Genomic DNA, 25995 nt, shown 5'->3' on the forward strand with positions numbered 1-25995 from the left:
CTGATTTGAGGAGAGATTTTGCATGTGCGGTATAGCCGGTGAATTGCGCTTTGATGGACAGCCTGCGGACATTTCAGCCCTGCAGACGGTAACCGGCAGGATGACGCCGCGCGGGCCGGATGCTGGCGGGCTCTATGTTCAGGGGGCGGCCGCTTTGGGCCACAGGCGGCTCAAGATCATCGACCTTACCGACGCCGCGCAGCAGCCCATGGTGGATTCTCAGCTCGGCCTGTCGGCCGTGTTCAATGGCTGTATCTATAATCACAAGGAGCTGCGCGCCGAGCTCGAGGCAAAAGGCTACCGCTTCTTCTCTGATGGCGACACGGAGGTTTTGCTCAAAGGCTATCATGCCTGGGGCGAGGATTTCGTTCAGCGCCTCAACGGCATGTTCGCCTTCACAATCGTCGAGCGCGATTCCGGCCGTGTACTGATCGGGCGTGACCGGCTGGGCATCAAGCCGCTCTATTACAGCGAGACCAAAGGGGCGTTCCGCTTCGCGTCGAGCCTTCCTGCGCTTCTCGCATTCGGGGATATCGATACATCGATCGATCCGCAGGCAATCAATTTCTACTTCTCCTTCCACGCCGTGGTTCCCGCCCCTTGGACCATATTGAAGGGCGTGCGAAAGCTGCCGCCTGCCACGCTCCTGCGTATCGAGCCGGACGGAACCCGCTCCGAGCGCAGATTCTGGACGCTTCCCTTCGGCCCGCGTGATGACGAGGCAGGACTGTCCCGCGGCGAATGGAAGGAGCGTGTCGCTGATGCGATGCGTCTGGCGGTAAAGCGCCGCCTGGTCGCTGATGTGCCGGTTGGTGTGCTGCTGTCGGGCGGTCTTGATAGCTCACTTATCGTCGGCCTTCTGGCCGAGGCCGGGCAGACCGGGCTGAAAACATTCTCGATAGGCTTTGAAAGCGTCGGCGAGGAAGCGGGCGACGAATTTCAGTATTCGGACATAATCGCGAAACGCTTCGAGACCGATCACCATCAGATCCGTATCGACACCGCGCGCGCCCTGCCGGCGCTTGAGCGTGCCATCGGCGCGATGAGCGAGCCTATGACCAGCCATGACTGCGTGGGCTTCTTCCTGCTGTCCGAAGAGGTTTCCAAACACGTCAAGGTCGTCCAGTCCGGGCAGGGCGCAGACGAGATATTCGCTGGCTATCACTGGTATCCGCCCATGCTGGATGCCAACGACGCGGTGGAAACCTATGCCAAGGCGTTCTTCGACCGCGATAGCGCCGAAATGGGCGAGCTGTTACACGAAGGCTGGGCCGATGGGGATTTCGCCCGCAAATTTGTCGCCCAGCACTTTGCGCAAGCCGGTGCGGAGCGCCCGATCGACAAGGCGCTGCGGATCGATACCGAAATCATGCTGATCGACGATCCGGTCAAGCGGGTGGACAATATGACCATGGCCTTTGGCCTGGAAGCGCGCGTACCCTTCCTTGACTATGAGGTGGTGGAGCTGGCTGCGCGTGTGCCGGCCGAGCTGAAGATCGCCGAAGGCGGCAAGGGTATTCTCAAAGATGTGGGCCGTGATGTGATACCATCGGAAGTTATCGACCGGCCCAAGGGCTATTTCCCTGTTCCGGCGCTGAAATATCTGCGCGGCCCCTATCTGGAGCGTGTCCGCGATGCGGTCACATCGGACAGTTTTCGTGCGCGCGGTATCGTAAAGGACGGCTATGTCGGCCGGCTGCTCGATGATCCCGAGGCACACATCACCCCGTTGCGCGGATCAAAGCTTTACCAGATCGGCCTGCTGGCCATGTGGCTTGAAGCGCATAATGTGTAATCAGGGACAGATCGGAGGCGGCCAATGAGCCAGCCACGCAAGTCCGGCAAGCGAAATCCGATGGGCCACCGGCTCAAGCGCATGCGCGATCAGTCAATGCGTGCCGCTATTCCGGGTGCTGATGATGCCGCGGCTCCCTCTTTGCCCGCCAATGTGGTGGTCGATTGCGGCTGGGGCCGCCTTGCCTTCGCGCAGACGTTCGAAACGGCCGACGATCTGGTCGATGTTCTGCGCAGTGAGGAGAGCACCAAGCGCGATATCGCCTTCTACATCCGCGATCCCCATGTTGTGCTGGCGGCGGCGCCGCAGGAAATTTTCCTCGACCCTTCGCATACCTATCGTCTCGATCTGGCGACCTATCGCGCCCGCAAGACACCTTTGCGCGGATACTTTGTGCGGCGGCTGTGTTCGGAGGCCGATGCCAAGGCCGTCAACCGCATCTACCGCGCACGCGGCATGGTGCCCGTTGATCCGGAATTTTTCTGGCGGCAACGCGACAGCCGCACACTCACCTTTCTCGTGGTCGAGCACGATGAGACAGGCGAGATCCTGGGCGCCGTGACGGGTGTGGATCATGCCCGTGCGTTCGATGATCCGGCGCACGGATCGTCGCTCTGGTGCCTTGCGGTAGACCCCCGCGCCAGCCAGCCGGGGATTGGCGAGGCGCTGGCCCGCCGGCTGGCCGAGCTTTTTCAGGCGCGCGGCGCATCCTATCTGGATCTGTCCGTACTCCACGATAATGAGTCGGCCATCGCGCTTTATGAAAAGCTCGGCTTCAAGCGCATCCCGGTTTTCACCCTGAAGCGCAAGAACACGATCAACGAAAAGCTCTTCATCGGCCCGCCGCCTGAGGAGCAGCTGAACCCCTATGCGCGCATTATCGTCGATGAGGCGCGCAGGCGGGGGATTGGCGTCGAGGTGCTTGATGCCGAAGGCGGCTTTTTCAAGCTGAGCTGGGGTGGGCGTGCAGTGGTCTGCCGGGAATCGCTTTCCGAGTTGACGACCGCCATCGCCATGAGCCGGTGTGACGACAAGGCCGTGACGCGCAGATTGATGGAAGCGGCTGGCGTGCCTGTGCCTCGCCAGCTCAGTGCCAGCGCCAGCAAGGCCGAGCGCGCGGCATTTCTGGAGGCGTGCGGCTCTGTTGTTGTCAAGCCCTCGCGCGGCGAACAGGGCCGCGGTGTGGTCGTCGGCATTGAAACCCTTGAGGATATGGACGCCGCGCTGGAGCAGGCCGCCCGTTTGAACCCCGATGTGCTCATCGAGGAATGTGTGCAGGGCGATGATCTGCGTGTCGTCGTCATCAATGACGAGGTGGTAGCCGCTGCCTTGCGCAAGCCGCCGGAGATTCTGGGGGATGGCGAGCGAACCATCCGTCAACTGATAGAGCGTCTGTCGCGCCGCCGCGCCGCCGCGACGCAAGACGAATCGCGCATCCCCCTCGATGATGAAACGGCGCGCTGCGTCAGGGCTGGCGGCTATGATCTCGATGACGTTCTGCCGCGCGGCGATCATCTGCGCGTGCGCCGCACGGCCAATCTGCATACGGGCGGCACGCTGCACGATGTCACAGCCGAGCTGAGCCCGGCCATTGCCGCCAGCGCTCTCAAAGCAGCCAGAGCCATTGATATTCCGGTTGCCGGGATGGATTTTATCGTGACCGCTCCGTCCGAGGATTATCATGTTTTCATCGAGGCCAATGAAAGACCGGGGCTGGCCAATCACGAACCCCAGCCGACGGCTGAACGCTTTGTCGACCTTCTCTTTCCTCTATCGGCGGCCCGCCCGGACTGACAGAAAGCTGACGCGATGCCCCTGATCGACGACACCTATATTGCAAGCTTTCTCAAGACCTTGCTCGAAACGCCCAGCCCCACAGGCTATACCGACGCCGTGACGCGCGTGTGCTGCGCTGAGCTGGACCGTCTGGGCGTCAGCTATGAGATCACACGGCGCGGCGCGATCCGGGCGAAACTGCAGGGCGGGCGCCGCCAGCCCGCCCGCGCCCTGATCGCCCATGTCGACACGCTGGGCGCACAGGTCAAATTCCTTAAAGATAATGGCCGCATGGAACTGGTCCCTATCGGGCACTGGTCGTCGCGCTTTGCCGAAGGCGCGCGCTGCACGGTCTTTACCGCCGAGCACGGGGCGTTCCGGGGTACGATCCTGCCCCTGAAGGCGTCCGGACACACCTTCAACGATGAGGTGGATACACAGCCTGTCGCCTGGAGCCAGGTCGAGCTGCGCCCCGATATAGTCGCCGAAAGCGCTGGCGATCTGGCCGTGACCGGCTTCAATATCGGAGACTTCGTGGCCATTGATCCGCAGCCGGAGTTTCTCGACAACGGTTTCGTGGTATCGCGTCATCTTGATGACAAGGCCGGTGTCGCGGCCATGTTTGCCGCCATCAAGGCGCTGGTCGAAGGCGAGGTGAAACTCGCTGTCGATACCTATTTTCTGATTTCGGTCACCGAAGAGGTGGGCCATGGCGCCAGCTCGGTTCTGACCCACGATATCGCCTCCATGATCACGATCGATAACGGCACAACCGCGCCCGGTCAGAATAGCCGCGAGTTTGGCGTGACCATCGCCATGGCAGACCAGACCGGGCCGTTCGATTATCACCTGACCCAGAAACTTCTACGGCTGGCGCGCGATGAGGGGATCGAGCATCAGCGCGATATTTTCCGTTATTACCGGTCGGACTCGGCGGCCGCCATCGAGGCGGGCGCGGATGTACGCACCGCACTCGTCACATTCGGGATTGATGCCAGCCACGGCTATGAACGCATTCACATGCACGCGCTGCATTCGGTGGCCCGCCTGATCCACGCCTATGCCGCGTCGCGCGTGGAGATCCGGCGCGATGCCGAACCCCTCACAGACTCGCTCAAAGGCTTTACCGGACTGCCCATGGAACCGGCCGATGAGGAAAGCTGGGACGGGCGTGACGATGCGCCAGAGCGCCCCTCCGACGGCAGTAAAAGCTAGCCGGCCGCTGGCCCAAACATCCGGCCCGCGCTGCTGCGGCGTATCATCTGGTTGAGCGGACTTGCGTTGCGGCAAAAACTGCTAAGACTATTGTCGCACTGCAGCATGAACCGGATACCGCCCCATGAAAGATGATCCCGCCCGCGCCGATGAGCCTGCGCCTGCCGATAGCCAGGACGTTCAGGGTCTGGCTGACGGCCTTGCCCGGCTTTTGCGTGTCGAGGAAATCGATACCGATCTTTATCGCGGCCCGCGCAATCCCGGCGGCAAGGGGCGGGTGTTTGGCGGCCAGGTGGTCGGTCAGGCATTGATGGCTGCGGCCGGCTCGGTTGACGAGGAGCGCTCGATCCACTCGCTTCACGCCTATTTCATGCGCGCGGGCAATGAGGATTATCCCATCATCTTCCGCGTGGAGCGCGATTTTGATGGCGGCAGTTTCTCCACCCGCCGCGTCATCGCCATGCAGAAGGGCCAGCCCATCCTGAACATGGCGGCCTCCTTCCAGCGCGCCGAAGAAGGCTTGTCTCACGCCGATATAATGCCCGATGTGCCGGGTCCCGAAGAGCTCAAAAGCGAAGCTGAACTTGCTGAAGAACAGCGCGGCAGCCTGCCGGACGGCTTCTATCAGATGGTGACGCGGCCCCGCCCGATCGAGCTGCGCCCTGTCGGCCCGTGGTCGCCGGGCAAACCGCCCAGGCTGGAACCGGTGCGCCATATCTGGTTCCGGGTGCGCGGTGATCTGGGCAGCGATCCCCTGCTGCATCGCGCAGCGCTGGCCTATGCCTCCGACATGGCTCTGCTGGGTACGTCGATGCAGCCGCATGGTGTCAGCTGGGTCTCGCCCGGCCTGCAGTCAGCGAGCCTGGATCACGCGGTCTGGTTTCACAGCGATGTACGCATGGATGAGTGGCTGCTTTATTCCACGGACAGCCCGTGGGCGGGTTCAGGCCGGGGCTATAATCGCGGACGGCTCTTTACGCAGGATGGCAGGCTGGTCGCCTCCACGGCGCAGGAAGGTCTGATCCGGATACGGAAGAAATAGAGCGAGGGCTATGCCTTCAACGCCGCAAACCACGGTTCCAGCCGGTAAATCGCCTCTTTTACCTGCGGCGTGGATACCGCAAAGCTGAGGCGCATGAAGCGGTGCCCGTTGACCGGGTCAAAATCCAGGCCCGGGGCGGCCGCTACGAACGTCTCGCGCAGCAGGCGCTCGCAAAACGCCATCGAATTATCTGTCAGATGGCCGATATCGGCCCAGATATAGAAGGCGCCGTCTGGCGGAGCGATGGAGGTCAGGCCCATGCGTGGCAGCGCTTCGAGCAAAGCTTCGCGATTGGTCCGGTAGGTCTCGACATGGGCATTAAGCTCGCTCTCACAGTCCATGGCCGTCAGCGCGGCGTGCTGGCTTAGCGAGGGCGGGGTCAGGAAGAGATTGCCGCGATAGGCGCGCACCAGCTCCGCCTTGTCGGCTGGCGCGATGACCCAGCCCAGCCGCCACCCCACCATGGAGTAGTATTTGGAGAAGCTGTTGACGATGAAGGCCGTGTTGTCGAACCGCGCGATGCTGGCCGCGGGCATGCCATAGGAAAGCCCGTGATAAATCTCGTCGGAGATGATCCGTATGCCGCGTTCCCGGCAGACCTCGGCAATCGCTTCCAGTTCTTCAGGGGGCAGTATCGTGCCGGTAGGATTGGCGGGGCTGGCGATGACGATGCCGGCAGGCGCTGGGTCCAGCGCCTCGATCATCTGCGCGCTCAGCTGGAAACGGGTTTCCGGCCCGCAATCAATCTCGACCGGAACCAGATGCACGGCTCGCGCCGTATTGCGGTAAGCGACATAGCCCGGCCGTGCCATGACGATGCGGTCACCGGGCTCAAAGCCGGCCAGCATGGATAGCAGGAGGGCAGGCGACGCGCCGGCGGTCAGGATGACCCGGTCCGGCGCAATCTCCACGCCATAACGCTCCTGGTAGTGACGGCTGATACGTTCGCGCAAACGTGCGCTTTCCCAGTACCCCATGGCATCGCCATCCAGCACGGCATGCGCGGTCTGGATGGCGGCCTGCGGCGCGCCGGTCGAGGGTTGGCCGAATTCCATGTGGATGACGGGCTTTCCCTCGGCTTTCAGCCGGTGGGCAAGCTCTGAAATGGCGATGGCTTTGAAGGGTTCGATGCGTGTGTTCATGCGACCTGTCTAGCCGCCAAACAGCCCCCGCAAAAGCCCTGTTGCGCGGCTGACCGGATCACGCCGGATGGAGCGCTCTTCCTCGCCGACATAGTGGAATATGCCGTCCAGCGCGCGGGTAACGGCAAAGTCGGTCAGCTGGCCGCGCAAATTGGCGGCGGGCGACCCACCGCCCCCGCCAAACAGCCCGCCCAGCCCTGAGCGCTGATTGAGCAGGCCGGACGCACTGTCGAGCGCGCTATAGGCACCCGACGCGGTCAGCGTCTCCTCCATGGGCGGACGCAAAAGCCCGGTCAGCGGCGTTTCGGTGCGGCCCCTTAAGTACTGCGTGGCGGCTGTATCCGGCCCACGGATAATCGAGGTCGCGTCCTGGATCGTCAGGGAACGGATGGCATCAACAACCAGACGCCGGGCGGGCGGCATGGCCTGTTCCGCCGCGCGGTTCATCCGCATCTCCACATCGTCCAGTGGCCCGGCAAGGCCCACGGGCTGCAGGCGCTGCTGTACGCTGCGCATCGTGCCGGGCAGAGGTATGCGCACCACCGGATCGCCAAAGAAGCCATCGCGCTGGCCCAGCCGCGTCGTGGCCGCCTGCGTAGCAGTTGTCAGCAGTTGCCGGATGGCCGCGTTGCTATCGCCTTGCGCAAAGCCCGCAGGTGTTATGGTGAAAGCCAGCCCTGTGGCCAGAAATGTACGGCGGTCCATCGGCATTCCTCCCTCGCCCTGTAAAGGTCAGGATAGTGACTATACGCCGATGAACAGGAGCTGACAGAAAAACCGGTGCCTACTCGGCTGCGATTTTCTCCGTGGCGGACCCGCCTGTATCGCGGTGGCGCAGCGCCCGGCCAAGCTTGGTTGTGCCGTGGGCCTTGGTGAAGCCGTCTTTCGTCCAGACCAGCCCGCCACCGACCAGCACATGCGTCACTACACCGTCAGAGCGGTTCACCAGCTGCTCGTGCTCGAACACGTCGCGATGGACGAATTTCAGCCCGGCATCGGAATCGTAGGCTTTAAGGGCTTCAGGGTCGATAATGGCGATATCGGCCACATCGCCGGTTTCGATCCGGCCCGCCTCAATGCCGATAAAATCCGCCGGATCGCGCGTCAGGCGCTTCACCTGCGCGGCAACGCGTTCCATGCCATCGGCCTGCGCCAGCTGCAGGCAACGCAGATTGCCGTCATAGAAGGCCATATTGGTCAGGTGCGCACCGGAATCGTTGAAGCCGGGGAATATCTGCGGATCGGTCAGCAGCTTCTTCACCACCTCCATGTCCCGATTGGCCGAGATCGTCCACCAGCGCAGATCGGTATCGTAAAGCTGGAACAGGCCGATGATGAAATACGGCTCGCCCACATCCGGCGAGGTCGCCATCAGCGGCAGGGCATCAAACGCCGCGCGCTCTTCTTCTGAGCGAATAACGTCCGGCATGCCAAAGCTGACCTGATAGCGCTTGAACACATCCTCGAAGGTCTCGCCCACCCAGTCGGCCGGGCAGCCCGAATGGAACACCATCTGGGCAAGGTCGCGGTCAAACGCCATCTGTTCGGCGCGCATCTTGCGCTTGAAACCGGCGAGCCCCCCCTGCTTGCCGTGCATCCACATGGCCGCAAAGCGCGCCTGATAGTCCGGGTCGGCGAGGATGCGCTGGCGCGCCTCGCGGTCTTCAAGATCGGGCTCGTTCAGTTCGCGCAGTTCCGGGATTTCCTCGGCCAGCGGATTGACCGGCCCGTCCCAGTAAAGCCGGAAGGGGGCGGCGAGCGCCTGAAAGCGAAAATGCCCCTTGAAGAGGGTCGAGTTCAAAAGCCGGGTGAGGATTTTGGCGAGCTTTACGAGGTTTCGGTTTGCCGCCACGTCCATGGCGGCGACGGCGGTGACTTTGAGCGGTTTGCCGTGGACGCGCCCGCTGGTCAGCAGGAAATTGCGGAACACTTCTGCCGGATTGTCCTTGGGCGGAGTGGCCTGCCAGAGCCGGTCCCAGCGGCGCAGGATGGCCGTCAGGCGTTTGAGCTCCTTATAGCTGCCGAACTGGGAGGGGATTTTGGTCTTGCGATTGGGGTCTTCGGCCAGGAAGTGGAAGGGCAGCGCGTCGGTGGAAAAGCCGACATAGCCCTCGCCCATCGCGGTCTCCAGCAACGCCTCCATCCGCTGAAGCTCGTCTTCGCGCGGATCTCGGCTGACGCTTTCCCGCAATCCCATCACCTCGGCGCGCAGCATGGAGTGCGGCACCATCGGGATGACATTGATGCCGAGTTCGAGCGTATCGAGATGGTCGAGATACTCCGCCGTCGTCGCCCATGTCGCGAGGTCCGCGGCCTTGCGCAATACAGGTTTGGGCATGTTCTCCACGCGCGCAAAGCAATCGACGATCGGGTCCTCGCCATTGCGGCGCTGATGGCCAAAGCAGATGCCAAGCGAGCAGTTGGACATGAGCACGGTCGTGGTGCCGTGACGCACCGCTTCGGGCAGGCCGGGATCCAGCTCCACCTCAAGGTCGAAATGGGTATGGATGTCGAGCAGCCCCGGCATCACCCACAGCCCCTCCGCCTCGATCACGTCTTTCGCCTTGGCCGGATCAAGCCCGGTGCCGCGCGCGGCGATCCGGCCGTCCTTAATGGCGATATCGCCGGTCATGGGCATGGTGCCGGTCCCGTCAATGACGAGGCCGCCCTGGATCAGTGTGTCCCATTCGCGTCTGGCGGCCATCAGGGCCTCCCTTGTTTCATTGCTCTAAAGAGTATGCGGCATGCGGTGGAAATCCAGGAAGGCGGCCAGCACCGCGTCTGGCGCTTCCACCTGCGGGTAGTGGCCGATGCCCTCAAGGATCACCGTGTCGGGGTTCGGTACCAGCTCGCGATAGCGCGCTACCATGTGTGCGCCCGACACCGGATCAGCCCCGCCATCAATGACGCGCAAGGGGATTTGCGCTGCCTGCAGCGCGCCGACCCAGCGTTCGCGGTTCTCGCGCCGTTCGGCGATATAACGGATCAGCTTGTGGCCGATGGCCGGCATACCGCCATTGGCCGTCACCAGCGCCCAGAACTCCTTCAGCGCCGCATTATCGGGCTGCGTGTCGGGGCCGAACACCTCTGAGAAGCCCTTGCGGAAACGCTTTTCCGTCATCAGGCGCGAGACCAGAAAGCCGATCGGCGAATGCAGGAGCTTCTGGTTGAAAGTGGCATGGTGGGTCTCCGGGAAGAGCCCGCCATTCAGGAACACTACCGATTGAAGCTTAGGCGTTCCGCCTTCGCTTCCATTGTGCCGGGCGAGCAATTCCTGCGCGACCGTATCGCCATAATCATGCGCCAGCACATGGCACTCGGCGATGCCCAGCGCCGCGCACAGGCCGGCATGCAGGTCGGCCTGATCGCGGATGGAATACTCATATTCAGGCGGCTTCGCTGAAAAGCCGAACCCGATCATGTCCGGCGCCAGCAGGCGAAAACGGGCGCTCAAGGGTTCCCACATATCCACCCAGTCCCAGCTGGCGGTGGGAAAGCCGTGAATGAGCATCAGGACCGGCTTTGACGCGTCGGCCCAGTCGCCGCCCTGCCAGAAGGCGATTGTCTGCCCGCGCCAGTCAAAGCGCTGCGCGGCCTTGCGCCAGTCTTCAAGGCTCGGCCTTGCGGCCATGCTGTCTCCTCCCGGCATGCTTTTCCTATGAGACTAGTGTTCACTGACAGCTCACTCAACCGGTTTTGACCGATTGCAGCGCACGGGAAGATTGGGAAAGGTGGAGCGGGACACACAGAAGGATGGACGCCAGTGCGCGCCGACAGGGATGTCATCATTATCGGTGCGGGTCTGGCCGGTCTCATGCTCGCCGAACGCCTCGCACTGTCTTCCCAGCGCCAGCTGCGCGTGGAGGTGTTCGAACAGGCGCCGAGCCTCACAACCGCGCGGCGCAGCTGGAGCTGGTATGAGGCGGGTCGGCCCCGCACGGCGTTTGACAAGACCTGGACCCGCTGGGAGATGAGCGCGGCCAATCTGGCGGTTGCCCGCCCGTTCGCGGATGGCCGCTACGGCCTCTTGCGGGGTGAGGCGCTGGCCGGGCGGGCCTTGCAGGCGATAGAAACGAGCCCGTCTGTCCGCCTGCGCCTGTCGGCAAGCGTTAGCGCCATAAGGTCCGCACCCGGCGGGGCTGTTGTCGAGACAAGTCAGGGGGAACTCAGCGCACGGATGGTGATCGATACCCGTCCGGGCGGGGCCGAGCTGCTCGACCGGGCGCGCTGGGTGCGCACTGGCATCAGGGCCGAAGTGCGTACCGGCTCGGCCTGCTTTGATCAGGACACCGCCACGCTGGTTCACCGCCTGCGCCGGGAGGATGGCGCGCTGACATTCGAGACCGTCCTGCCGCTGGCCGCCGACCATGCCATTATCGAAGCTGTACGCATCGCCCGCTCAGGCGATGAGCGCCGGCCGGCCTTTGACCGGGCGGTGGAGCGGATCACCGGCGGTGTGGCCGCTGACATCGGCATACGCATGCGCAGCGCAAGTCCGCTGGGTCTCTCCGACCGGTGGCCTGTGAGCGCCCGTGCCGTGCGTATCGCGGCTAGCCGCGGGGCCGGGCTTGCCCTTGCCGGGGCAACGGGGCGTGATGCCCAGCGTGGACAGGTATGGGCAGTCCAGGCTTTCGACGCGCTGGAGCGCGGCCGCGCATTGCCCGGCCTGCCCGCGCAGCCCTTGCTTGCCCGGCTTTCCTCCTATCTGCTGTTCAGGCGGCTTGCGGCCCGTCCTTCACGGCTGATCGCCATGGCAGAGCGGTCGCCGGGCGATTCGATCGTGCGCCTGGTGGGCGGAACGGCGTCACTGGCCGATGCCGCGCCCCTGCTCTGGGTGAACCGCTAGGAGCTGACGAACGGGAAGGATGTCACCGCGCCGTCGGACGCTGATGACACCAGCGCTGCGTATTTGGCATAGGCACCGGACGGATAGCGCGGCGCTGGCGGCGTGAAGCCGCTCTTCATGCGCGTATCCAGATCGGCGTCGGTATCAATACGCTGGGCATCGACATCAATCCTGATCCGGTCACCATCCTTTACAAAGGCGATGGGGCCGCCCCGCGCCGCCTCCGGCGCAACATGACCGACCATGAAGCCGTAAGTGGCGCCGGAAAACCGGCCATCCGTAATCAGTGCCACATCATCGCCAAGCCCCGCGCCCTGAATGGCGGCCGTGACCGCCAGCATTTCGCGCATGCCCGGCCCCCCGGCGGGGCCTTCATAGCGGATGACGACCACATCGCCTTTCTGGATTTTCCCGGCCTGGACAGCTTCAAAACAGGCATCCTCGCTGTCGAACACACGCGCCGGCCCTTCAAAGGACAGACGGTCATGGCCTGCCAGCTTGGCAACACAGCCCTGCGGTGCCAGATCACCATAGAGAATGCCGAACCCGCCGCGCGATTTGAGCGGTTTCTCCGCAGACAGAATAACGTCCTGCCCTTTGGCTTCCTCTGCGCCGGCAACCAGCCCGAACAGGGCGTCGCCGGTGATGGTGGGCGCGTCGGCGATGAGCCCGGCCTCCTTCAGCCGCCGGCCCAGCAGGGGCGAGCCGCCAGCCGCCGCCATGTCGGGCGCCATATAGCGCCCGCCCGGCTTCAGATCGGCGATCACCGGTGTTGAGCGGGAAATGGCATCGAAATCATCAATGCCAAACGCGGACGGTTCCAGCCCTGCCTCGCGCGCTATCGCCACCAGATGCAGGACCGCGTTGGTAGACCCTGCGGTGGCGCTGACGGCCGCCGCAGCATTCTTCAGCGATTGCGGGGTGACGAACTGCCTGGCATTGCGCCCTTCGCGGAACGCTTCGACGACCAGCTCCCCGGCGCGCCGCGCGGCATCGGGCTTTCTGGGATCGGTGGCCGGAATATCATTCAGCCCCATGGGCGACAGGCCCAGGAAGGTCAGCGCCAGCGCCATCGTGTTGGCGGTGAACTGTCCGCCGCACGCGCCCGCGCCCGGACAGGCTTGCCGTTCCACCTCGCCCAGCTCCGCCTCGCTGATCTTGCCCGCAGCGCACGCGCCGACGGCCTCGAACACGTCCTGAATGGTAACCGCCTTGCCGTGCAGTTTTCCCGGCATGATCGACCCGCCATAGAGAATGACGCTTGGCAGGTCGAGACGCGCTGCCGCCATGGCTGCAGCCGGAATTGTCTTGTCGCATCCGGCCAGAAACAGCACCGCATCGAGACAATGTCCGCGTACGGCAAGTTCAGCCGAATCTGCCACGCATTCGCGGCTCATCAGGCTGGCACGCATGCCTTCAGTACCCATTGCGATGCCGTCAGTGACCACAATCGTATTGAAGTCCACCGGCGTTCCGCCTGCAGCGATAATGCCCTCGCGCGCGTGGTCGGCCAGCGTATTGAGGTGCATGTTGCACGGCGTGACACTCGTCCAGGTGTTGACGATGGCGATCATCGGCTTTGCCATCGCGGCGTTGTCATAACCGGCTGCGCGCAGCATGGCTCTGGCCGGTGCACGGCTCGGCCCTTCGATGAGGGTGCGCGAGGGAGAAGTCGGGCGTGTGGTCATTTATGCGTATCCTGCAGACACTCTCGAAGAACGAAACGTACCGGCCAGCGCCCGCGACAGGGCGTTCATGTCCGCTGCCAGCTCGTCCATATGTGACGGGCGGTCAAGGACGGCCTTTAGCGGTGCGCTGGGGTCGATGGATTGCCCGATAAGGGGCTCCACCACATCGGCAAACTTGTAAGGGTGAGCTGTAGCCGCCGCTATCCAGACACGCTGCTCGCGCGCGGCCTCCGGCAGGCGGTGCCAAGCTTCCGCGGCAATGGCCGAATGCGGGCACCACACATATCCGGTGCGCTCGAAATCCGCGATTATCCGGGCGCGGATCGCATCATCATCTACCCGTTCCACGCTGATCGCGCGCTGGTCTGATGCCAGATGATCGAGGCGCTCGAAATTGCTCGGCGTGCCGATATCCATCGCATTGGCCAGTGTCGCAACCGATGGCCGAGGCCGGTACACGCCTGTCTGGTTCCATTCGTGCAAGGTGGCATTGGCGTTGGTGGCAATCACCACCGGCCCGATGGGAAGACCCATGGAGCGGGCATAGAGCGCCGCCAGACCATGGCCCAGATTGCCGCTGGGAATGATCAGGCCGGGCAGGGTGCCGCTTGTCCGCCAGACTTTCAGCGCCGCATCAGCCAGATACACCATCTGGGGCAGCAGCCGCACGATATTGATCGAGTTGGCCGAGGTCAGCCGGAAGCGGCGTGTGAGCTCCTCATCGGCGAACGCGTTCTTGACCAGGGCCTGACAGGCATCGAAATCACCGCTCACCCGAAATGCCCGCACGGGCGCATTCCAGCAGGTCAGCTGATGTTCCTGGAAGGGAGATACACGCCCCTTGGGGTACAGTACCGCCAGCTGTACGCCCTTGCGGCCCTCCGCCGCCTGCGCAGCGGCCCCGCCGGTATCGCCCGATGTCGCAACAAGCACCGTAAACGGATCATCTTCGTCGGCGAGGCAGTCCAGAGCGCCCATCAGGAAGCGCGTGCCGAAATCCTTGAAAGCGCCTGTAGGCCCATGAAACAGCTCAAGCGCGCGCAGGCCCGGCCTTGCCGGATCAGGAATGGTCAGCGGCACCGGAAAGTCGAAAGCATTCGCGCACAGGGCTGGCAGATCAGCTTGCAGCGCATCGCCCTCGAAGAACGGGCCAAGAAGCTGCGTAGCAAGCTCAGCGAGTGTGAGGCCGGGCTGGACATCGTCGGAACTGATGCGGGGCAGGGTCTGCGGAATGAAGAGTGCGCCGCCGGGCGCGCTCCCCCGGCAGATGGCCTCGCTCAGGCTGGCTGACTGGCCGCCGCGCGTGGAGACATATCTCACCCCACCACCTCCGGCAGCGGTTCCAGTCTCGCCCCGCGGGAATTTATCGGCGCGTGATAGGCGTGTGCGGACTGGCCCTCTCTGGCGAAGGCGGCGCACATGGCAGCTTCGACGGCGGCGTGGTCTGCCTCGGAGCACCATGCAAATATCGACGGTCCGGACCCGGAGAATGAGCAGCCTAGCGCGCCTGCCTGCAAGGCGGCGGTCTTCACGGCCGGAAGCGCTGGCAGAAGATATCGCCGCTGCGGTTCAACCAGCACATCGTCCAGCCCGGCGCGGATCAGATCATGCTCATTGGCGGCGCAGCCAGCCACAAAGGCCGCCAGCCGCCGCGAGTGCTCGACAACCGTCTCCATAGCGACAGCAGGGCGCAATATCCCGCGTGCGGCGCGTGTCTCAATCTCCGCATCAGGATGAACGACGATCGAGACCAGGCCCGATGGTGCCGGTATGCGGCGCACCTGACTAGCCTCCAGCCGCGCAGCGATCACCAGCCCGCCAAGCAGGCTTGCCATCACATTGTCCCAGGGCGGCGGATCGGAGGATACCCGCTCGCCTTCAAGGGCGAACATCAAGAGCTCGGCTTGCGCGAACGGCGTTTCCAGAAGGGCATTGACGGCCACTGCCGCCGCGACCGCCGATGCGGCTGAGCCGCCCATGCCCGCGCTCAACGGCACGCCCTTCTCAATATCCAGCCGTACCCCGAAACGGGCACCCGCCGCGTCGAGCAGGGCCTTTGCAGCCGCCAATGCGGTATTGCGCTCAGCAGAGCCTGGCAGGCTTTTCACCCGGCCGGAAACCGCGCCGAGGCGCACGCCGGGTTCTGCCTCACGGTGGGCGGTGACCACGTCCTGTAGCGTGTCAAACGCCTGGCCCAGAATATCAAATCCCGGTCCCACATTGCCTATGCTGGCCGGTGCACTCGCTCTGGCGATGTCCTTCATCGCGCGCATCCTCTCCTTGCCGCCCATCGGTCAGGCCCTCAGCAATGCAGGGGCTCTGGACGGTTCCGACGCGGCGAATTCCATCTTCTCAGGCTCCGACAGTCCGCGGTGAATGTCCATGATGTCTGCAAACACGGCTGCAGCCGTCGGCCAGCGCCCCGCGCCCTTGCCACACAGGGTTTGCACGCTGTGATCGGCGCAGGTGAGGATGAAGCGGTTCTCCTCGTTGCGCGCGCCCGCCAGAGGGTGCTGTGCCGGCACTGCACGCACCCGCACTTCGGCTTTCACCTGCCCGTCGGCCGACAACTCGCAAACGCCGATCTGCTTGAAGACCAGCCCGTCTGCGCGTGCCGCCTTCACCGCCGCCGGGTCGGCCTGCGCAAGCGAATCCTTGGGTATACCGGCCGGGTCGACAGCCTTTCCGAACGCGGCCCGGATCAGCAGGGACAGCTTGTCGGCGGCGTCATGCCCGTCCACATCGGCGGCCGGATCGGCTTCGGCAAATCCCAGGCGCTGCGCCTCTTTCACTGCATCGTCGAACGCGTCCCCGGCGGCCAGCCGGTCCAGCAGGAAGTTCGCCGTGCCGTTCATCACGCCCTCGATCCGCACCGGACCATTATGTCCCCCACGCTGTTCCAGCGCTTCGAGAATGGGCGTGCCGCCACCCACCGCCGCGCTGAAAGCGAGCCGGGCCGCTCCCTCGCGCGTTGCGGCGTGAAGCGCGTCATAATGGCGGGCGAGAGCCGCCTTGTTGGCGGTGACAACATGCGCGCCGCCGCTCAGCGCACGGGCCATGATTTCTGCCGGGTGGTCCGCGCCGCCCAGCAGCTCGACCACCAGATCCGGCTTGCCGGAAAGCGCGAGGCCAAGCTCATCGGTAAAGCGCACGCCGTCCTGATGGGCACGGGCTTCCGGGCGGCGTACCAGAACCGGGTTCAGTTCAAACAGGTCCGGGCGGGAGCGCAGATGTGCCAGCACTCCCGCACCCACCGCGCCGCAGCCCAGCAGAGCGACACGCAGGCGCCGCACGGGCCGCGCTGGTGCCTTGCGGGCCGGAGCCGCGCAGATTCGGGTGGCCTCACCGGCGCCCATGGCCGCGATCTCGATGACGAGATTGGCGGCCTTCGCCGCGGCGATGGCCTTGGGCTGTATCAGGCCCGCGCTGACATCGGCGGCAGCGTCATAGTCCAGCTCTGCATAGCGTTCTGCCTGCGGGTTCTCGGCCGGATCTTCTGCGTAGACGCCATCAACATCCTTGATCAGCCGCACGCGCGCCGCGCCGCATCGCGCCGCAAAGAAAACCGCCGTCAGGTCCGTACCGCCCCGCCCCAGCGTGACCGCGCCAAACCGGGCGTGCACCGCAGTAAAGCCCGGCACGGCCAGCACTTCGTGACAAGACAGGGCCTCGGCGACTGCCGCATTGTCCAGACCGCACAGATTGGCGTCCAGCGGATCGCCTTCAGCTTCCAGTCCGATTTCGTGTGGATCAAGAACAGCCGTCCGCACGCCCACCCGTCCCAGCGCCAGACCCATGAGGGCGGCAGAGCGCAGCTCGCCCACCCGTGCAAGGCGCGCCATCATCGCGGCATGGGGCGTGGCGCCGTTTCCGCCGACAAGCTCGCCTTGCGCCAGCAGGGCATCGGTTTCGCCGGCAAGCGCGGAAACCACCGCAATGACTTTTTCGCCCCGGCGGACATGCCGGAACACTTCCTGGGCGGCGGCGTCGTAATCGGCGTCGCACTGCAGGACCGAGCTGCCGAATTTGAGCACGCAAAGCGGCGGCGCGCCGGATTTCATGGATTGGGGTTTCATGGCGGTTTCCTGTCTCGTGCTGGTAGTCGGGCTGGGTTCAAGGCATGAAAAAACCCGCTCGCCGGGTGGGGAGCGGGTCGGTTTGGTGTGGTGAGGTTTATCTGCCTCGTCAGACCATATCCGCTCCGCCCCCGGTACCGCCGGTGGTGGTGATGATGGTCGTGATAATGGTCATGTGCGGGGCAGACAGAACGCCGCCATCACGGGTTTCAAACCCGTGCGAGGCATTCGTGCTGAAGGCGCTCATCGCCTGCATCTGTCTGGCCCTTTATCCGTGGCAACCCGCATTGCTGCGGCTGCTAACTGTCGACGAGCTTCGATGCAAAACGCACATCGCGTCAAACAGAAATTTTGCCTGGCGAGTGATGTTTGCGGCGTTTCGCATGATAACTATCAGAAATTATTGGATAAAAAATTTAACATACCACCGGAGAAATTTTCTCTTGCACTTTTGTTGCGCTTGCCTCACGGTTTTCGCAGATGCGAGACACGTTTGTTTCGCACCGTCGCAGCAGCCTGATCGGGGCTGCAGGGGAAACAGGTATGAGCCGCCGCGCCATTGCCATGGCTGACCGCGCAGAGCGCGAGACCCGGACACGGATGATTGCCGTGACCGGTCTCATTACGCTCGTACTTGTGATTGTACTTACCATTCCCATACCGGGAGCGGTTGTCCCTGCCTGACGGTCCGAAAAAGACCTGAAATGCAAGAACCCCCGCTCCCACCCGGAAGCGGGGGTTTTCTTTTGCGCCAAGCGCACACCAAGGAGACCTCGAGAATGCAAGCCCGGATTTACACAGACAACGATGCCAACCCGTCCGCGATAAAGCCGGGGCCGGTGGCCATTATCGGTTATGGCAGTCAGGGCCGCGCCCATGCGCGAAACTTGCGCGACAGCGGCCATGACGTGATCGTTGGCGCGCGTGCTGGTGGCCGGGCGGCGGCTACGGCGAAGGGTGATGGCTTTACGGTGGTTAGCCCGGCGGAGGCCGCAAATGCCGCCTCGCTGATCGCGCTTTTAACCCCCGACATGTCCCACGCCGAGGTCTACACGCATGATATTGCGCCCAATATGAGCGCTGGCGACGCGCTGCTGGTCGCGCACGGATTTTCCATCCATTACGGCCAGATCCAGCCTGCGAAAGACGTGGATGTCATCCTGGTTGCCCCCAAGGGGCCGGGCGATCTGGTGCGCCGCGAGTTTGAGCGTGGTGCGGGTGTGCCGAGCCTGTTTGCCGTCTGGCAGGATGCGTCCGGCAAGGCGCGTGACAAGGCGCTGGCCTATTGCGCAGGCAATGGCGGCACGGCCGGCGGCGCCATCGAGACCACATTTGCCGAGGAAACCGAAACCGATCTGTTCGGCGAACAGGCCGTCCTGTGCGGCGGAGCGAGCGAGCTGGTCATTGCCGGCTATGAGACGCTGGTGGAAGCCGGATATCAGCCTGAAATCGCCTATTTCGAGTGCCTGCATGAGCTGAAACTGATCGTCGACCTCATGTATGAGGGCGGCCTCGCCAAGATGCACAGCTTCGTGTCGGAGACCGCCAAATATGGCGATCTGGTCTCAGGGCCGCGCGTCATCAATGCCGAGACCAGAGAGCGCATGCGCGAGGTGCTGCGCGATATCCAGACCGGCAGCTTTGCCCGTGACTGGGTGCTGGAAAATCAGGCGGGCAAGCCGCGCTACGCAGCCTTGCTGCGCGAGGATCTCGATCAGCCGATCGAGCATACCGGCGAGCGCCTGCGTGCGCGCATGGGCTGGCTGCAGCCCGGCGCGAATGCCGGTCAGGCGTAAAGGGCAGGAACCGGATCATGACGCCCGCATCGCCCCCCAAACTGGATACAAGGCCGGACACGCGTTCGGGTGCCCAGCTTGTCATTGACGCGCTGGAGCATGAGGGCGTGAGCCATGTCTTTGGCTATCCGGGCGGCGCGATCATGCCGGTCTATGACGCGCTGACGGCCTCCAGCCTGACGCATATACTGGTCCGCCATGAGCAGGCTGCAGCGCTGGCCGCTGATGCCTGGGCGCGGGTGACGGGCAGGCCGGGCGTATGTCTGGCGACTTCCGGTCCCGGAGCCACCAATCTGGTCACCGGGCTGGCCAATGCCTTCATGGATTGCGTGCCGGTTGTGGCTATTACGGGCCAGGTGGCGACGCCTCTGATGGGTACTGACGCCTTCCAGGAAATCGATACGTTCGGCATCACCCTGCCGGTCGTGAAGCATTCCTGGCTGGTGCGCGATGCGGCCGATATCCCTGACATATTTGCCGAGGCTTTCCGCTTTGCCCGTTCAGGCAGGCCCGGCCCGGTGCTCATCGATCTTCCCAAGGACGTAACGCAGGCAAGCGGCATTTCCCCCCGCTCGCATGCCTGCCGGACGGCGGCGCGGGCCGTGTTTCCCCTCGATGCGAAGGCGTTGGCGGCTGCTGACCGTCTTATCGCTTCGGCCCGTCGCCCCGTCCTCTATTTTGGTGGCGGTATCGCGCTGGGCAAAGCAGAAGACGCGCTGCGCGCCTTCTTCCAGCGTTCGCGCATTCCCGCCGTGGCAACCCTGAAAGGGCTGGGCGCGCTGCCCACTGACTGGCCGGGATTCCTCGGCATGCTGGGCATGCACGGCACGCGAGCCGCCAACATGGCGGTCAATGATTGCGATCTGCTGATCTGTGTCGGCGCGCGCTTTGATGACCGGGCCACCGGCCGGCTGGACACGTTCGCCGCCAATGCCCGCGTTGTGCATATCGATGGCGATGCAGCGGAAATCTCCAAGCTGCGTGAAGCGGATGTGGCGCTGGCTGGCGATGTCGCCGGCATATTGTCGGCCCTCTCCGGCCAGACGGGCGGGATTGATGGCTGGCGGCGCACCTGCGAGGAGAATGCCGAGCGCTGGGCTTTCCGCTATGACGCGCCGGGCTCGGGCGTCTATGCGCCTGCCTTGCTCAAACAGATTTCCGAAGCGGCCGGAGAAAAATTCATCGCCACCTGCGATGTCGGCCAGCACCAGATGTGGGTGGCCCAGCATTGCCGCTTCTCGCGCCCGCAGGCCCACCTGACCAGCGCCGGGCTCGGCACGATGGGCTATGGTCTGCCTGCGGGTATCGGCGCGGCGCTGGCCGAGCCGGACGCGACGGTCGTCACGATCAGTGGCGACGGCTCGATCATGATGAATATTCAGGAGCTGGCGACCCTGCGCCGCTACCGCATCCCGCTGAAAATCGTCCTCATCGACAACGCCCAGCTCGGCATGGTCCGGCAGTGGCAGGAGCTGTTCTACGAGGAGAATTTCTCCGAGGTCGATCTCTGGGACAATCCCGACTTTGCCGAGCTCGCACGAGCTTTTGGCATCGAGGCGTTCACGCTGGACCGCCGGGCCGATGTGCCGGGCGCCGTGGAGCGCCTTCTGTCCACGCGCGGGCCGGTCCTGTGCCACGTGCGCATCGACCCGCGTGAGAATGTCTGGCCGCTTGTGCCGCCGGGCAAAGCCAATTCCGACATGATGGAGGCATAAGCCATGACCACACAGATCGATATCGATTTCCTGCCCGCCGAAGGGGCCGTGGTGCGTCTTATCGGCCTTGTAGAACGCCGTGGCTATGAGCTCGATGCGGTAAACTATGCGCCCGCCACCGGGGCACACACGCTCAGCATGACCGTGCGCGCACGCCCCGGCCTGCGCCGGATCGAGACGCTGAAAGCCCAGATCGCGCGCGTTTACGGCGTCGTGTCGGTGAACGAGATAACGGCCGCGCCCAGACTGGAAGCAGCATCATGACCCGGCAGATCATCATATTCGATACCAGCCTGCGCGATGGCGAACAGGCACCCGGCTTTTCGATGAACGAGACCGGCAAGCTGGCCATGGCCAGAGCGCTGGCGGCTTTGAAAGTTGATGTCATCGAGGCTGGATTTGCGGCCGCCTCGCCCGGTGATGCACGTGCTATTGCCCGCATCGCCGCCGAGATTGAGGGCCCGCGCATATGCTCGCTGGCGCGGGCCTCGAAAGCCGATATTGATGCGGCGGCAGAGGCGCTGAAAGCTGCGCCGAAAAAGCGTATCCATGTCTTTCTAGGCACCAGCCAGATCCACCGGGAATTCAAGCTGAAAATGACCCCGGCGGAGATACTCTCTGCCATCTCCGACATGGTCGCCCATGCGCGCACATATTGCGACGATGTGGAGTTTTCCGCCGAAGACGCGATCCGTACAGAGCCGGGCTTCCTCGTTGAGGCCCTGTCCACCGCAGCCGCGGCAGGGGCTAGCACGCTCAACGTACCCGACACGGTCGGCTACGCCACGCCGGACGAGATCTATGATCTCTTCCGTATGCTGGGCAAAAAGGTCAGCCGGAATGACGACGTTATCTTCTCGGCCCATTGTCACAACGATCTGGGTCTGGCGGTTGCCAATTCGCTGGCAGCGATCCGGGGCGGGGCGCGTCAGGTGGAGTGCACCGTCAACGGTATTGGCGAGCGGGCTGGCAACGCTGCGCTGGAAGATATCGTGATGGCCATCCGTACACGGCGCGATGCCATGGGTGTCAGCACAGGCATCAACACGCCGGAAATCATGTCGGCCAGCCGCACCCTGTCGCGCATCACCTCCACCCACCCGCCGCGTAACAAGGCGATTGTGGGAGCCAACGCGTTCGCCCATGAGGCCGGCATTCACCAGCATGGCATGCTGATGAACCGCGAGACCTACGAGATCATGAAGCCCGAAGATGTGGGCTGGCCATCCAGCTCGCTGGTACTGGGCAAGCATTCGGGCAAGCACGCGCTGGCGGCCCGCGCCGCCGAGCTGGGCTTCAAGCTGGATGACGAGGCGTTTGCGCGCGCCTTTGCCGAGTTCAAGCGGGTCGCTGACGAGATCGGTACGGTCGATACAGCCCATCTCGCGGCCATATTGTCGCGCAGCGAAGGCGTGTCCGATGACGAGCTGTGGACGCTGTCGCGCGTGGAAATCCGCGCGCCGCTGGCCTCCAATGCCGAGCCGGTTGCCCGCGTGGAGCTGGATCATCCGCGCCGGGGCCGGGTGACCGATGTCGCCGCAGCGCCCGGCGCCATGGACGCGGCCTTTCTGGCTGTAAGCGATATCATCGGTGTCGCGGCCAGCGTTGAGTCCATCGATATGCGCTACATCGCGGCTGAAGCCGAAGATGCAGGCAACAAGGCCCAGATCGCCGATGTGCTGATCGAAATGTCAGTGTCGAGCAGCGGCGAAAGTTTTACCGGGCGCGCGCGCAATCGCGATATCCTGCCTGCATGCGTGGGCGCGTATATCGACGCGCTGTGCAATGCCAGCGCCGTCGCCCGCCATCGCGCGGGCAATGGCTCCGATCATCCAGCGGCCAATGGTGTCGCAGCAGAATAGGAATACGCCGATGAGCATTCAGGAAGTCGAACACATCTGGCACAACGGCCAGCTTATACGCTGGCAGGATGCCAAGGTGCATGTGCTCACCCACGCCCTGCACTATGGCACCTCGCTGTTTGAGGGTATCCGCGTCTACGACACGCCGGACGGGCCGATGGGTTTCCGCGTGCATGACCACATGCAGCGCCTGGTGGATTCGGCCAAGATCTACGGCATTTCGCTCGACTATGACGCCGAAGCGCTGACCAGAGCCTGTCTGGAAACCGTGGCCGCCAATAATCTGCGTTCGGCCTATATCCGTCCTGTGGCGTTCCTGGGCTATGGTTCGATCGGTGTTGCACCGCTGACCCTGCCGCCGGTCGAGATTTACATGGCCGCCTTCCCCTGGGGGGCCTATCTCGGAGACGAGGGCCGCACAAAAGGTGTGGATGTCTGCGTCTCCTCCTGGAACCGGCTTGCGCCCAACACGGCCCCGACCGGTGCCAAGGCGGGCGGCAATTATCTTTCCAGCTTCCTTATCTCGCGCGAAGCCAAGCTGAACGGCTTTGCCGAGGGCATTGGTCTTGATACGGAAGGACGCCTCTCCGAAGGCGCGGGCGAGAATATTTTCGCGGTAAAGGATGGCCGCATCCTCACCCCGCCGGCGGCCTCGTCCATCCTGCAGGGCATTACCCGCGACAGCATCATCAAGCTGGCAAAGGCCGAAGGCATTGAAGTTGTCGAGCAAGCCTTGCCGCGCGAAATTCTCTACCTCGCCGACGAGATTTTCTTCACCGGCACGGCGGTCGAGCTGACCCCGGTGCGCTCGGTCGACCGCAAGCCCACCCGTGCAGGCGGCCCCGGCGAGATCACCAAATGCCTGCAGGACCGTTTCTTCGGCCTGTTTGAGGGGCGCACGCCCGACCGCTGGAACTGGCTGGAGCCGGTCCCGGCCACCACTACTGACAAGGAAGCCGATAATGGAACGCGCATCGCCGTCTGAACCGCGCACGCTGTTCGACAAGCTGTGGGACAGTCATATCGTTATGCCGGAAAGCCCCGAGGCACCGGCCATGCTCTATGTTGACCTTCACCTTGTGCATGAGGTGACGAGCCCGCAGGCTTTCGCGATGCTGGACGAGCGGGGGCTGAAGGTGCGTGCGCCGCAGCGTACCTTCGCCACGCTCGACCATTCCACACCCACCACGCCGCGCAGGAAAGGCCAGCGCCCGGCCTATATCAGCCCGGCTGCCAAGAACCAGGTGGAGCGTCTGGAGGAAAACTGCGCCCGCCACGGCATTCCGCTGGCGGGCTGGGGCAGTTCAGACCGGGGTATTGTCCATGTGATGGGGCCGGAGCTGGGCCTGACCCAGCCCGGCATGACGATTGTCTGCGGTGACAGCCACACCTCCACCCATGGCGCGTTTGGCGCTCTGGCCTTTGGCATCGGCACGACGGAGGTCGCCCACGTGCTGGCCACCCAGACCGTGCTCCAGCGCAAGCCGAAGACGATGAAAGTCCATGTCGATGGCCGCCTGCCCTATGGGGTGGGTGCCAAGGATCTGATCCTTGCCATCATTGCAAAGCTCGGCGCGGGCGGCGCATCGGGCCACGTCATCGAGTATTGCGGCCCGGCCATCGAGGCGCTCTCCATGGAAGGGCGCATGACGGTCTGCAACATGTCGATCGAAGCGGGCGCGCGCGCCGGTCTGATCGCGCCTGATGAGGTGACGTTCGCCTGGCTGTCAGGCCGCGAGTATGCGCCCAAGGGGGCGGCCTTCGAGGCGGCCCGACTGAAATGGAAGCAATTGCGCAGCGATCCCGGTGCCAGCTTTGACCGCGAGGTGCGTCTCGATGCCAGCCGCCTTGCCCCGATGGTCACCTGGGGCGCATCCCCGCACATGGCTGCGCCCGTGGACGCGATGGTTCCGGCTCCGGGAACGGCCGACGATGTGAAAGCGCTCGCATGGATGGGCTTTACCCCCGGCGAAACCCTGATGGGCGAGGCGGTTCACACCGTCTTTGTCGGCTCGTGCACCAATGCGCGCCTGTCCGATCTGCGCGAGGCCGCCTTCATCATGGCTGGACGCCATGTGAAGCCCGGCGTGCGCATGCTGGTTGTTCCGGGCTCAGAGCGCGTGCGCAAGGCAGCAGAGGCCGAAGGCCTCGACGCCATCTTCCGCACCGCAGGGGCTGAATGGCGCGAACCCGGCTGCTCGATGTGTATCGCCATGAATGGCGATAGCGGCAGGCCGGGGGAGCTGGTCGTCTCGACCTCCAACCGCAACTTTGCCGGCCGTCAAGGGCCCGGCGTGCGCACGGTGCTGGCAAGCCCGGCGACCGCTGCGGCTGCGGCTGTCGCTGGTGCGATTACCGATCCGCGAAAAATGATGGAGATGTGTGGTGCAGCGTGAACCGATAAGTGAAATCCGCTCGCGCAGCTTTGCCTTGCATGAGCACAATATCGATACTGACCAGATCATCCCGGCCCGCTTCCTGACCACCACGGAGCGCGGCGCGCTGGCCGATGCCTGCTTTCGCGACTGGCGTTTCGACGCCGACGGCAATGTGACAGACCATCCGCTCAACGTTGTCGAGACGGCCACCCATTCTGTCCTCATCGCGGGGGATAATTTCGGCTGTGGCTCCTCGCGCGAGCATGCGCCCTGGGCCTTGCGGGACTTTGGTGTGCGCGCCGTCATCACCACGCGTGCGGGCGATATCTTCAAGGCCAATGCGGCCAATAACGGGCTGGTCGTGGCCGAGATTGATGCCGAGGCGCACGCAGCGCTTCTGGAGCGAACCGGCGAGGAAGTAGTTGTCAGCCTTCCCGATATGAGCGTTACCAGCGGCAATGTGCGCGCCGGTTTCACGCTGGAGCCGTTTGCGCGCACCTGCCTGATTGAAGGCCATGATGCGCTCGGCTTCCTCCTTGCGCGCGAGGATGCCATTACCCGCTTCGAGCAGGCCAGCGCGGCCTGAGACAGGCGCTGCCCGTTAGGGCTTTGCCAGAAACGCTGGAGCCTAGTAGAAGCGGCGGTTCATCCGCCGCTTCGCCTG

22 protein-coding genes are annotated in these 25995 nt (G+C 63.9%); 13 read left to right on the forward strand and 9 right to left on the reverse strand.

The window, feature by feature from the left end; genetic code table 11:
- Positions 1 to 22 precede the first annotated feature (22 nt).
- From AB6B38_RS12475 to AB6B38_RS12490, 4 genes are all read left to right on the forward strand, one after another.
- A complete protein-coding gene (locus tag AB6B38_RS12475; protein WP_371393188.1) occupies positions 23 to 1795 on the forward strand; it encodes an N-acetylglutaminylglutamine amidotransferase in 1773 nt (590 codons plus the stop codon).
- Positions 1796 to 1819: 24 nt separating this feature from the next.
- Positions 1820 to 3589: an N-acetylglutaminylglutamine synthetase gene (ngg, locus tag AB6B38_RS12480; RefSeq protein ID WP_371393190.1), complete on the forward strand. Its 1770-nt coding sequence runs from the start codon at positions 1820 to 1822 to the stop codon at positions 3587 to 3589.
- A gap of 15 nt (positions 3590 to 3604) precedes the next feature.
- Positions 3605 to 4786 carry an osmoprotectant NAGGN system M42 family peptidase gene (locus AB6B38_RS12485; protein ID WP_371393191.1) on the forward strand — a complete coding sequence of 394 codons (1182 nt, stop codon included), beginning with the start codon at positions 3605 to 3607 and terminating at the stop codon, positions 4784 to 4786.
- Between the two features lie 124 nt (positions 4787 to 4910).
- Positions 4911 to 5828, forward strand: a complete 918-nt coding sequence (locus tag AB6B38_RS12490) for an acyl-CoA thioesterase (protein WP_371393192.1) — start codon at positions 4911 to 4913, stop codon at positions 5826 to 5828.
- An 8-nt stretch (positions 5829 to 5836) separates the two neighbouring features.
- Here the strand turns inward: AB6B38_RS12490 and AB6B38_RS12495 are convergent, their stop codons facing one another.
- The 4 genes from AB6B38_RS12495 to AB6B38_RS12510 all read right to left on the reverse strand — a co-directional run bounded on the left by AB6B38_RS12495 (position 5837) and on the right by AB6B38_RS12510 (position 10601).
- Positions 5837 to 6970 (reverse strand): pyridoxal phosphate-dependent aminotransferase, encoded by a 1134-nt coding sequence (locus AB6B38_RS12495; RefSeq protein WP_371393193.1) that lies wholly within the window; start codon positions 6968 to 6970, stop codon positions 5837 to 5839.
- 9 nt (positions 6971 to 6979) lie between these two features.
- Positions 6980 to 7675: a DUF4197 domain-containing protein gene (locus tag AB6B38_RS12500; protein ID WP_371393194.1), complete on the reverse strand. Its 696-nt coding sequence runs from the start codon at positions 7673 to 7675 to the stop codon at positions 6980 to 6982.
- Positions 7676 to 7754: 79 nt separating this feature from the next.
- On the reverse strand, positions 7755 to 9674 hold the full coding sequence (locus AB6B38_RS12505; RefSeq protein ID WP_371393195.1) for an amidohydrolase family protein: 1920 nt from the start codon (positions 9672 to 9674) through the stop codon (positions 7755 to 7757).
- A gap of 24 nt (positions 9675 to 9698) precedes the next feature.
- A complete protein-coding gene (locus AB6B38_RS12510; RefSeq protein WP_371393196.1) occupies positions 9699 to 10601 on the reverse strand; it encodes an alpha/beta fold hydrolase in 903 nt (300 codons plus the stop codon).
- 132 nt (positions 10602 to 10733) lie between these two features.
- On the opposite strand from AB6B38_RS12510, the gene AB6B38_RS12515 reads away from it, so the two are divergent.
- Positions 10734 to 11816 carry a lycopene cyclase family protein gene (locus tag AB6B38_RS12515; protein WP_371393198.1) on the forward strand — a complete coding sequence of 361 codons (1083 nt, stop codon included), beginning with the start codon at positions 10734 to 10736 and terminating at the stop codon, positions 11814 to 11816.
- On the opposite strand, the gene ilvD is transcribed toward AB6B38_RS12515, so the two are convergent.
- The 5 genes from ilvD to AB6B38_RS12540 form a co-directional block, all read right to left on the reverse strand.
- Entirely contained in the window at positions 11813 to 13504 is a 1692-nt protein-coding gene (gene ilvD, locus AB6B38_RS12520; RefSeq protein WP_371393199.1) for a dihydroxy-acid dehydratase, read from the reverse strand. The two genes, AB6B38_RS12515 and ilvD, sit on opposite strands and share 4 nt — an antisense overlap.
- Complete coding sequence (gene thrC / locus AB6B38_RS12525) at positions 13505 to 14824, reverse strand: threonine synthase (protein WP_371393200.1); 1320 nt, start codon at positions 14822 to 14824, stop codon at positions 13505 to 13507.
- A complete protein-coding gene (locus tag AB6B38_RS12530; RefSeq protein WP_371393201.1) occupies positions 14821 to 15777 on the reverse strand; it encodes a homoserine kinase in 957 nt (318 codons plus the stop codon). Before AB6B38_RS12530 ends, thrC begins: the two co-directional genes overlap by 4 nt.
- Before the next feature lie 21 nt (positions 15778 to 15798).
- Entirely contained in the window at positions 15799 to 17580 is a 1782-nt protein-coding gene (locus tag AB6B38_RS12535) for a homoserine dehydrogenase (protein ID WP_371393202.1), read from the reverse strand.
- Positions 17581 to 17689: 109 nt separating this feature from the next.
- Positions 17690 to 17827 (reverse strand): hypothetical protein, encoded by a 138-nt coding sequence (locus tag AB6B38_RS12540; protein ID WP_371393204.1) that lies wholly within the window; start codon positions 17825 to 17827, stop codon positions 17690 to 17692.
- A gap of 296 nt (positions 17828 to 18123) precedes the next feature.
- Here AB6B38_RS12540 and AB6B38_RS12545 point away from each other — a divergent pair, with 296 nt between their 5' ends.
- The 8 genes from AB6B38_RS12545 to leuD all read left to right on the forward strand — a co-directional run bounded on the left by AB6B38_RS12545 (position 18124) and on the right by leuD (position 25917).
- On the forward strand, positions 18124 to 18264 hold the full coding sequence (locus AB6B38_RS12545; RefSeq protein WP_371393206.1) for a hypothetical protein: 141 nt from the start codon (positions 18124 to 18126) through the stop codon (positions 18262 to 18264).
- Positions 18265 to 18359: 95 nt separating this feature from the next.
- Entirely contained in the window at positions 18360 to 19376 is a 1017-nt protein-coding gene (ilvC, locus tag AB6B38_RS12550) for a ketol-acid reductoisomerase (protein ID WP_371393208.1), read from the forward strand.
- Between the two features lie 17 nt (positions 19377 to 19393).
- Positions 19394 to 21091, forward strand: coding sequence for an acetolactate synthase 2 catalytic subunit (gene ilvG, locus AB6B38_RS12555; RefSeq protein ID WP_371393209.1), 1698 nt, complete (start codon positions 19394 to 19396; stop codon positions 21089 to 21091).
- A gap of 3 nt (positions 21092 to 21094) precedes the next feature.
- Entirely contained in the window at positions 21095 to 21355 is a 261-nt protein-coding gene (locus AB6B38_RS12560) for an ACT domain-containing protein (protein WP_371393210.1), read from the forward strand.
- Positions 21352 to 22953, forward strand: coding sequence for a 2-isopropylmalate synthase (locus AB6B38_RS12565; protein ID WP_371393212.1), 1602 nt, complete (start codon positions 21352 to 21354; stop codon positions 22951 to 22953). Before AB6B38_RS12560 ends, AB6B38_RS12565 begins: the two co-directional genes overlap by 4 nt.
- A 10-nt stretch (positions 22954 to 22963) precedes the next feature.
- Positions 22964 to 23938, forward strand: coding sequence for a branched-chain amino acid transaminase (locus AB6B38_RS12570; protein ID WP_371393213.1), 975 nt, complete (start codon positions 22964 to 22966; stop codon positions 23936 to 23938).
- A complete protein-coding gene (gene leuC / locus AB6B38_RS12575; protein WP_371393214.1) occupies positions 23916 to 25349 on the forward strand; it encodes a 3-isopropylmalate dehydratase large subunit in 1434 nt (477 codons plus the stop codon). Before AB6B38_RS12570 ends, leuC begins: the two co-directional genes overlap by 23 nt.
- The gene (leuD, locus tag AB6B38_RS12580) at positions 25339 to 25917 is read left to right on the forward strand and encodes a 3-isopropylmalate dehydratase small subunit (protein ID WP_371393215.1); all 579 of its coding nucleotides are present in this window, start codon (positions 25339 to 25341) and stop codon (positions 25915 to 25917) included. The genes leuC and leuD overlap by 11 nt, the downstream gene beginning before the upstream one ends.
- Positions 25918 to 25995: the final 78 nt, after the last annotated feature.

Source organism: Glycocaulis abyssi (assembly GCF_041429775.1).
GTDB lineage: Bacteria > Pseudomonadota > Alphaproteobacteria > Caulobacterales > Maricaulaceae > Glycocaulis > Glycocaulis abyssi.

Bases quoted from the DNA above. Each gene is read 5' to 3' on its own strand.
- ilvG (WP_371393209.1), top strand. From the start codon at position 19,394: ATGACGCCCGCATCGCCCCCCAAACTGGATACAAGGCCGGACACGCGT.
- AB6B38_RS12505 (WP_371393195.1), bottom strand. From the start codon at position 9,674: ATGGCCGCCAGACGCGAATGGGACACACTGATCCAGGGCGGCCTCGTC.
- AB6B38_RS12560 (WP_371393210.1), top strand. From the start codon at position 21,095: ATGACCACACAGATCGATATCGATTTCCTGCCCGCCGAAGGGGCCGTG.
- ilvC (WP_371393208.1), top strand. From the start codon at position 18,360: ATGCAAGCCCGGATTTACACAGACAACGATGCCAACCCGTCCGCGATA.
- ngg (WP_371393190.1), top strand. From the start codon at position 1,820: ATGAGCCAGCCACGCAAGTCCGGCAAGCGAAATCCGATGGGCCACCGG.
- AB6B38_RS12540 (WP_371393204.1), bottom strand. From the start codon at position 17,827: ATGAGCGCCTTCAGCACGAATGCCTCGCACGGGTTTGAAACCCGTGAT.
- AB6B38_RS12500 (WP_371393194.1), bottom strand. From the start codon at position 7,675: ATGGACCGCCGTACATTTCTGGCCACAGGGCTGGCTTTCACCATAACA.
- AB6B38_RS12485 (WP_371393191.1), top strand. From the start codon at position 3,605: ATGCCCCTGATCGACGACACCTATATTGCAAGCTTTCTCAAGACCTTG.
- AB6B38_RS12535 (WP_371393202.1), bottom strand. From the start codon at position 17,580: ATGAAACCCCAATCCATGAAATCCGGCGCGCCGCCGCTTTGCGTGCTC.
- AB6B38_RS12570 (WP_371393213.1), top strand. From the start codon at position 22,964: ATGAGCATTCAGGAAGTCGAACACATCTGGCACAACGGCCAGCTTATA.
- AB6B38_RS12530 (WP_371393201.1), bottom strand. From the start codon at position 15,777: ATGCGCGCGATGAAGGACATCGCCAGAGCGAGTGCACCGGCCAGCATA.
- AB6B38_RS12490 (WP_371393192.1), top strand. From the start codon at position 4,911: ATGAAAGATGATCCCGCCCGCGCCGATGAGCCTGCGCCTGCCGATAGC.
- leuC (WP_371393214.1), top strand. From the start codon at position 23,916: ATGGAACGCGCATCGCCGTCTGAACCGCGCACGCTGTTCGACAAGCTG.
- AB6B38_RS12475 (WP_371393188.1), top strand. From the start codon at position 23: ATGTGCGGTATAGCCGGTGAATTGCGCTTTGATGGACAGCCTGCGGAC.
- AB6B38_RS12565 (WP_371393212.1), top strand. From the start codon at position 21,352: ATGACCCGGCAGATCATCATATTCGATACCAGCCTGCGCGATGGCGAA.
- AB6B38_RS12495 (WP_371393193.1), bottom strand. From the start codon at position 6,970: ATGAACACACGCATCGAACCCTTCAAAGCCATCGCCATTTCAGAGCTT.
- AB6B38_RS12545 (WP_371393206.1), top strand. From the start codon at position 18,124: ATGAGCCGCCGCGCCATTGCCATGGCTGACCGCGCAGAGCGCGAGACC.
- ilvD (WP_371393199.1), bottom strand. From the start codon at position 13,504: ATGACCACACGCCCGACTTCTCCCTCGCGCACCCTCATCGAAGGGCCG.
- AB6B38_RS12510 (WP_371393196.1), bottom strand. From the start codon at position 10,601: ATGGCCGCAAGGCCGAGCCTTGAAGACTGGCGCAAGGCCGCGCAGCGC.